Consider the following 7,164-nt stretch of genomic DNA (forward strand, 5'->3'; position numbering starts at 1 on the left):
ACTCCCAACGAAGTAGAGTCCGAGTGGTTCGAACGGAACCAGGCAGCGTAGAGAAACCAAAGATGCGCTGTCCGAAATCTTTCCGGCCCCTCACCGCGACAGCGAGGCACAGACTGGGCTGCTGGTTTTCAACCGTGACCATCGAGTACCCGCCGCGCCCCTGCGTACACCCGCCGGGGCGTAGGTTACGTCCAGGGCTTCATCGAAAAGACTGGTCACTCGCGATATTGCAGGGCGCTTGTGTCGCGAACGGCGTGGAATCGGCGCGCGCCGAAATCGGGTGGTGTGATGGGTCATCGCCCCGGTTCTGGCATGACTGCCTCGGTCGCGATCATGGTCGATCGCACACACATATGCCGGGTTTGCGGCGAGATCGACATCCGGACCGCCCCGGAATTTCGGAGGGGGCGCTATTCGACAGCCTCCATGCCGGCGGATCGACCCACTGCAAGACCTCGCCGCCCACCTCGTCGCCGAACTACCCTCCCTGCCGCCACCCGATGTGGGGCTAGTCACCGCCTTAGATCACCTGCTGCTCACCATTCGCCGGTGACCCTTTCGCTATCAGCGAATATTTGGCAATCAAGACATGGAGCCTGACTCGTAGCCGATTGCAGCCCGCGCAGCATGTCCGCAATTACGATTGGTGACAGGTCAGCAAACACAGGAGGTGGCGTTGCGCTGACCTGCCATGTGCGGCCGTTGGGAAGTCATGGCCGCGACATTGTGCGCAGTGCCGTCAGGGGCGCTCCTGACGGCACTGCCGCGTCGAACATCGTGCCGGGAGATGCGCTGGATCTCGCAGGGCTGCAACACTATCCGGCATATACGCCGGAAAGCCATGTTGCCGTTGCCAAGGTCGTGGGCCTTTCGGTGTCGAAGGTCCCGATCAGCGGTGTCGTTGGCATCGTGTGGTGCCCCGCTGCGGCGGCGCATCGTGAAGCGATGAACACCGGTTCCGTCCGCCCGCCGCCCTCACGGCGCCATCCGGTGCGCGTGGTTCTGATCGATGCCAGCCGCACCGTCCGCGACGCTGTCGCGGACCTGCTCGAGATCGATCCGGCGGTGTCTGTGGTCGGTCAAGCTGGCACCCTCGACCGGGCCCTGCCCCTGCTGGCCGGCCTCGAGCCCGACGTGGCGATCATCGACCCTCGTCTGCCCGACGGCGATGGCCTGGAGCTCTGCCGACACCTACGGGCCACCGGAGCGGCGACTCGCTGCCTGATCCTGACCTCGGACACCGAACCCGACGCGATGCTGGCCGCCGTCGATGCCGGCGCTGCCGGATACATCATCGAAGACCTCACCGATCTGGCCCTGGGTGACGCGGTCAAGTCCCTCGCCGTAGGCCGGTCACACCTGGGCCCGCACAGCCCCGCCGTGCGGCACGAAGCCTGCCGCCAACGTGGTGACCACCTGCCGGCGTTGACGACGATGGAGACCGCGATCATGCTGCTGGTCGCCGACGGGCTGACCGACCAGCAGATCGCCGACCGGTTGTTCTTCACCGAGGCCACCATCGACCGCTACATCGCTCAGGTGCAACACAAACTCGGCCTCGACACCCGCGCTCAGGTCGGTGCCCACGCCGACCGGCATCCGGTATAGACCGTGTCCGATCTGCAGTTCGAACGTTGGCGTGGCCGGGGAGAACGGTCGCGTCCGCCTGCGCCATCGGCGCGTCCGCTCGAGTGCTGCGAGCGGGATGGCCTGATGTCGCTGCACTTCGTACACATCACGCTGGTTATAGTCACTCGCTATGAATTGGTTCGGCGTAAGCGGGCGGCCGTGGCCGGTACCGCGGCGACCCGGGTCCAGCAGTCCGCGCACGGGGACCCGGATGGTCCGCGCGCGTGCAGCGGGTTCGCCGAGCGCGCCCTGGCGGTGCGGCGTGGATCCACTGGGTCTATTACCGCAACCCCGCGATCGCGCGCTTCTACTACCAGCTGCACTACCCCCTCGACGACGGCCTGGGGTTTGAGCAGCGGATCCTCGAGCGGGCCTACCAAGCGGAGAAATCCGCACGGTGCGTGGAACGGGCCCGCCGCTTCCACCCCGGCAGGCCCGTGCTGGCCGCATATTTCCCCGAGCTGCCCGACGACGAGGACTTCTACGCCGCCTGCGACTGGGACGAGAATGGGACGGGCACTGGTACTCCCGCGACCCACTGGAAGCCTGGCCCGAGGTCCACGGTCTCCGGTAAATCTCGTCTGTGGTCTCGGTTCAGGTTTGCTGCGGTGCCGTCGTTGCCCCCTCCTGGCAGGTGTCGCGGAACTGGTTGCGGCTCAGGAGGTTTGAGATCCGGCGCGGGACCTCGCCGTGAAGCAGGGCCCCGCGCGGTCGGAGACGTGGTGCCGGGTCGGGCCCGTGGTCGAATCGTCCGGTTGGCCGGTCTCGGCCGGGGTACGCTACATACAGGGTTCAGACAACAGCCTGGTCACTCGCGGTGATGCAGGGCGCTCACCGCGAACGGCGTTCAGCCCGCGCGCCCCCGAAACCAGGTGATGGTGATGAATCACCTCCCCTCGAGCGGCCCCCTGTCCATCACGGTCTCGACCACGGCCGACCACACTCACGTGTGCATAATCGGCGGCGAGATCGACGGCGTGACCGCCCCCGCGTTCGAGCAGGTGCTGCTCGGCAGCCTCGGTGCCGGCGGATCGACGGTGGTCGATCTGAGAGAGGTCTCGTTCTTCGGCGTGGCGGGGATCCGGGCCCTGCTCACGGCCCAGGACTTCGCGAACCGCCGCCATTGCGCGATGTGTATCGACGGGTCGTACTGCGTCACACGGATATTGGACGTGACCGGCGTGGCAGGCCAGTTCGACCTCGGCGCTCCTCGTTTGTCGAACCGGCTGAGCAATAACGGTCGATCCCGATCTCGGCCATGATCTTCGCGGCGGTCTTCTCGCTCACCACCTCGCCGCGTTCACGCAGTTCGCTGGTAATCCGCGGAGATCCGTAGGTGCCATCGGAATCGGCATGCACCTCGACGATCTTCACCGTCAGATCGGCGCGGCGCTGTCGGCGAGCCGTCAATTCCGTTGTGCCCCTGCGTTTGCGCCACGCGAAGAAGCCCGACGTCGAGACTCCCAGAAGCCGGGCCATCCGCACCACATCGAACCGTTGCGGCGCGTCGATGGTGGCGTCAGCCAGGGGCATGACCTTCGGGGCGGCGTACTTCGCCATCAGTTCGAACCGGGCCGGTTGTTCTGCATCGCGGCAAAGTACGCCGAAGCTTTTTTCAGGAACGCAATGTCCTTGTCCTGCTCGGAAACTCGCCTTCGCAGAGCTTGTAATTCGGCTCGCTCCGAGGCAGACAGCGGTTGGTCACCGTGGCTGGTGGCGGCTTCGACGCGGCGGCGTTCGTCTTTCACCCAGACACTCAACATGCCGGCGTCGATGCCCAGTTCGCGGGCGACATCGGCGATCGTGCGGCCGGAATCGATCACCCGATGGGCAGCCTCGACCTTGTACTCGGTCGAATACGACCGATGCTTGCGAGGAGGCATAACGGACATCCTTCCCCAGCAGGACCTCGATCCTGCTAAATCGGTATCCACTACCCCGGGGGAACCTCAGTCCTCGCCCACCGTCACCACGATGTCCCTGCTCGCCACGCCTATCAGTGGTCGGTCAGCTCCTTGTAGCGCAGGAAGGCCACGAAGGAGACCTGCCCTTCGGCCCAGATGTGGTCTTCGTTGATACGGCGCCCGACGATCTCCCGCACTTCCGGGTCTTGGGCCATACCCCACACGAGCGCGTCATCGAAGGTGATGAAACCGTCGCCGTCGGTATCGATCTCGTCGAACTCGCGCCGGGTGGCGATGAACTGCTGCTGGTCCATACCCTTTCTCCTTTGCCGGTTGATTACTCCCCGAACAGCACCGTCCTGGTTCGTCATCGATCCAGCACACAACGGTACGCGGGAAGTTTGCTGAAACGGCCCCGATCGACAGGGAATCGAAACAAACCGAAACACCGGGCTCGACGGCTCCGCGCTCAGGCCGCCCAGGGGATGCGGCGGCACCTGAACGCACTCAACTCGGCAGTAGCGGACGTTCCGCCGGCCTCGGATCGGCACGGCCAGTTGATCTTCCGATGCCACGCGCTGGCCGGTTCGGTCAGCCCGGTATGCGGCAAAATAGTGCGTTTACAATGCGCCGTGGGCGTTGGTCAGTGGCTGTTGCCCGGGTTCAGGTTCGGCGTCGGGGTGGGCGTGATCCATTGCGAGCGAAGGAAGGCGCCGGCTCGGTCCAAGGCCTGGACTGCTTCGTCGAGGATGGTGGCCATGCCTTGGAAGACGTGGGGAACCTCGGGGGTCACGTCCAGGTGGACGGATACGTTGGCTGCGGCGGCGCGGGCGGCGAAGTCGATGGAGTCGTCGAGCAGGATTTCGTCACCGCCCACTTGGATGAGTAGCGGCGGCAGCTCTTCGAGATCGCCGAACAGCGGGCTGATGAGCGGGTTGGAGGGGTCGGCCGTGCCGGTGTAGTAGGCGGCGCAGGCTTTTAGATCCTGCGGGGTCAGGGCCGGGTCGGCGGCGGCTTTGGTGGCACGGCTGGCGCGGGTGTTGGTCAGATCTACCCATGGGGACATGGCGACGGCGGCGCGGGGTTGGGGGAGGCCGGCCTGCTTGGCGGCGAGCAGGGTGGCCAGAATAAGCCCGCCTCCTGCGGATTCGCCGGCGAAGGCGATGCGCTGGGGTGGTACTCCGCTGTCGAGCAGGGCGCTGTAGGCCTTGAGGGCGTCATCGGTGGCGGCGGGGTGGGGGTGTTCGGGAGCTAGGCGGTATTCCACCGCGATGGCGCGGGCGTGTGCGCGCCGCGCGATATCCGAGGCCAAACCCGCACCGCCGAAGGCGGATCCGGCGGCGTAGCCACCGCCGTGGAAATACAGCACGACGTCGTCGGTCTCGATGCCCGCGATGTCGATCTCGACGATCGGGATATTGCCCAGTGTTGATTCCTTCAGTCGCACATCGTCGGAAAGCGGTGTAGCGGTTTGCAATTCGCCGAACAGCGACCGGGTTACCGTCAGGTCGGCGGTGAAATCCAGTGGGGTGTCGCGCACCAGCTGGTGGACGGTCTCGCGCTGCGCCTTGCTCATTGGTCGATCCTCTCGGTCGGTATGGAACGGCTCGCGGTAGCATTACCGAGAACTTGACTTCGTGTTGAGATAATTCCTGGTAATACACATTGCCGAGAGTGGGGTGCGTCACATGGCCGAGATGCGGCAATTGTTCGATGACCTGGTCCGGTCGCAGATCGGGTTGTGGAATCTGGCCGATGCGCGGCTGCGAGAGGAGTTGGGTACCTCGATCGGGGTGTACGACACGCTGCGCGTGATCGCGGCGACGGATCCGGCCCGGGTCCAGGATCTGGCGGACCGGCTGCTGGTCACCGTCGGCGGCATGAGCAAGGCGGTGGACCGGCTCGAGGCGCGGGGTTTGTGTGCCCGTCGGGCCAATCCGGGTGATCGGCGCTCGTCGATCATCGAGTTGACGCCCACGGGGAAAGAGCTGCTCGCGCAGGCGAACACGGTACTGGACCGCGCGTTCGCCGACGCCGTCGGATCTGTGCTTTCTCCGGCTGAAGCGACCGAACTGCAGCGTAGCCTCGCGAAACTTCGTGGCGTGGCTGTTTCGACACCGACTTCGGCACGGCGCTAACGGCTCACCGGGCTGTTGGATCGCTCGCCGGATGTCGCAGAGGTCTGCCGGGGACCAATCATGCGGACCAAGAAATCGGGGTTCTGCCATTGCGCGATCTCCGCCAGCGAGCGGACGAACTCGAGAAGCGCTGACCAACCGCACTCAACTCGGCAATAGCGGACGTTCTGTACCGCACCAGGTTCCAGCCGCCGGCGCGCCTACCGGCCCTCGGGGGTGATCCGTTCGTTGCGCGACCGCCTGGGCTCTCACTCTCCGTTGTTTCGAACGTGGACCCCGCATGTGGTGTCCTGCGGCTTGTCGGGCTCAGTGCAGCGTTCGCATGCGCCACGCGGGTTCTCCCGTCGTTGCCCGCCGGTACCGGACGCTCACGAGAACCGTTCCCAAGCCGACTGACGGCGCATGCCGAGCGAATCGCCGACCCGGTCCCACGAGATGCCGCGACGACGCGCCTCGCCGACCCAGGCGCGCAGGTCGTCGTCGACAAGATGGCGGATCGCTTCGATACGCGGCAAATGAGCCAGCAGCGCCTCGTCGTCGATTCCGTCCCAGACCGGTACAGCTCGCTTCGATCCGGCGGGCTTGTTCTCGACGGCATCGGCGCACAAGGACACACAGTCGTTGCAGATGTAGACACCCGGACCAGCGACGAGAGTGTCGACGCTCTCGGCTGAGCGCTTGCAGAAGGAGCAGTGGTTCACGAGCCACACCTTTCGTCAGGAAATCCCTGACATCAAGATATGTCGTCAGGAGGATCCTGACAAGGCGTCGCCGGTACCGTCTGCGGCGAGATCGATGTTCTGACCGCGCCTGCGTTCGAGCAGGCGTTGTACGACAGTGTCGGCAGTGGTGGATCGACCCACGTCGACATGACGGCGGTGACGTTCTTCGGTATGTCTGGCATCCGCTGTCACGCCGAGTTGAGTGCGTTCAGGTACCGCCGCATACCCTGGGCGGCCCGAGACCGGAGCCGTCCGAGCCCGGTGATTCGATACGTTTCGATTCCCCGCCAGCCGGATGCCAGCAAACGGGGTTCCGGTAGTAATCGCCGAAAATCCAACGAAGTTCGGCATATCCCCTGGTTGGAGTGGTCTATCGGCGGCGTGCATCTTTGGACCTGGCGTCACGACCGATCGCACCCTCAGCTGCGGTTACTCCGATATGCGCCCGATTTTCGGCGAATACTACGGCGACCCCTGAACCGATGAGCCCACCCGTCGACGAAACAAACACCAAGACAAGGGATCTGGCGGTACCAGGTGTCATGCCCAGGCGGCCGGCGGGAGCTCGGTGGGCCCGGAGCGGGGCCGGGTACCGACGCTGGCTTTGTCGAGGTGGCCGTAGAGGGTGCCGCGTTTGACCCCGAGCATGTCGGCGATCTGGGTGACGGTGTGCTGGCCCTCGTCGTAGAGGCGCTGGGCGAGTTTGGCCTGTTCGGTACTCAGTTTCGGCCGGCGCCCGCCCACGCGACCGCGGGCGCGCGCGGCGGCCAG

The 7,164-nt window shown here is 65.3% G+C and carries 9 protein-coding genes; 3 read left to right on the plus strand and 6 right to left on the minus strand.

Annotated features, from left to right (window positions below; translation table 11 throughout):
* Positions 1-627 precede the first annotated feature (627 nt).
* Positions 628-1,608 carry a response regulator transcription factor gene (locus AB0L60_RS42135; protein WP_364626491.1) on the plus strand — a complete coding sequence of 327 codons (981 nt, stop codon included), beginning with the start codon at positions 628-630 and terminating at the stop codon, positions 1,606-1,608.
* 902 nt (positions 1,609-2,510) lie between these two features.
* On the plus strand, positions 2,511-2,891 hold the full coding sequence (locus tag AB0L60_RS42140) for an STAS domain-containing protein (RefSeq protein WP_364626493.1): 381 nt from the start codon (positions 2,511-2,513) through the stop codon (positions 2,889-2,891).
* Here AB0L60_RS42140 and AB0L60_RS42145 read toward each other — a convergent pair.
* From AB0L60_RS42145 to AB0L60_RS42160, 4 genes are all read right to left on the minus strand, one after another.
* The gene (locus tag AB0L60_RS42145; RefSeq protein ID WP_364626496.1) at positions 2,785-3,189 is read right to left on the minus strand and encodes an IS3 family transposase; all 405 of its coding nucleotides are present in this window, start codon (positions 3,187-3,189) and stop codon (positions 2,785-2,787) included. The genes AB0L60_RS42140 and AB0L60_RS42145 overlap by 107 nt on opposite strands.
* Complete coding sequence (locus AB0L60_RS42150; protein WP_364626499.1) at positions 3,189-3,512, minus strand: transposase; 324 nt, start codon at positions 3,510-3,512, stop codon at positions 3,189-3,191. The genes AB0L60_RS42145 and AB0L60_RS42150 overlap by 1 nt, the downstream gene beginning before the upstream one ends.
* A gap of 113 nt (positions 3,513-3,625) precedes the next feature.
* Positions 3,626-3,847, minus strand: a complete 222-nt coding sequence (locus tag AB0L60_RS42155) for a hypothetical protein (protein WP_364611345.1) — start codon at positions 3,845-3,847, stop codon at positions 3,626-3,628.
* A 329-nt stretch (positions 3,848-4,176) separates the two neighbouring features.
* Positions 4,177-5,109, minus strand: a complete 933-nt coding sequence (locus AB0L60_RS42160; protein WP_364626502.1) for an alpha/beta hydrolase — start codon at positions 5,107-5,109, stop codon at positions 4,177-4,179.
* A gap of 112 nt (positions 5,110-5,221) precedes the next feature.
* Between AB0L60_RS42160 and AB0L60_RS42165 the strand changes: the two genes are divergently transcribed.
* Complete coding sequence (locus AB0L60_RS42165; RefSeq protein WP_364626505.1) at positions 5,222-5,671, plus strand: MarR family transcriptional regulator; 450 nt, start codon at positions 5,222-5,224, stop codon at positions 5,669-5,671.
* A 368-nt stretch (positions 5,672-6,039) separates the two neighbouring features.
* On the opposite strand, the gene AB0L60_RS42170 is transcribed toward AB0L60_RS42165, so the two are convergent.
* Together AB0L60_RS42170 and AB0L60_RS42175 are read right to left on the minus strand one after the other, a co-directional pair.
* Positions 6,040-6,381 carry a ClpX C4-type zinc finger protein gene (locus AB0L60_RS42170; RefSeq protein WP_364626507.1) on the minus strand — a complete coding sequence of 114 codons (342 nt, stop codon included), beginning with the start codon at positions 6,379-6,381 and terminating at the stop codon, positions 6,040-6,042.
* A gap of 552 nt (positions 6,382-6,933) precedes the next feature.
* On the minus strand, positions 6,934-7,164 hold a 231-nt coding region (locus AB0L60_RS42175), incomplete at its 5' end, for a helix-turn-helix domain-containing protein (protein ID WP_364626510.1).

It is taken from the genome of Nocardia sp. NPDC051981 (assembly GCF_040680715.1).
GTDB lineage: Bacteria > Actinomycetota > Actinomycetes > Mycobacteriales > Mycobacteriaceae > Nocardia.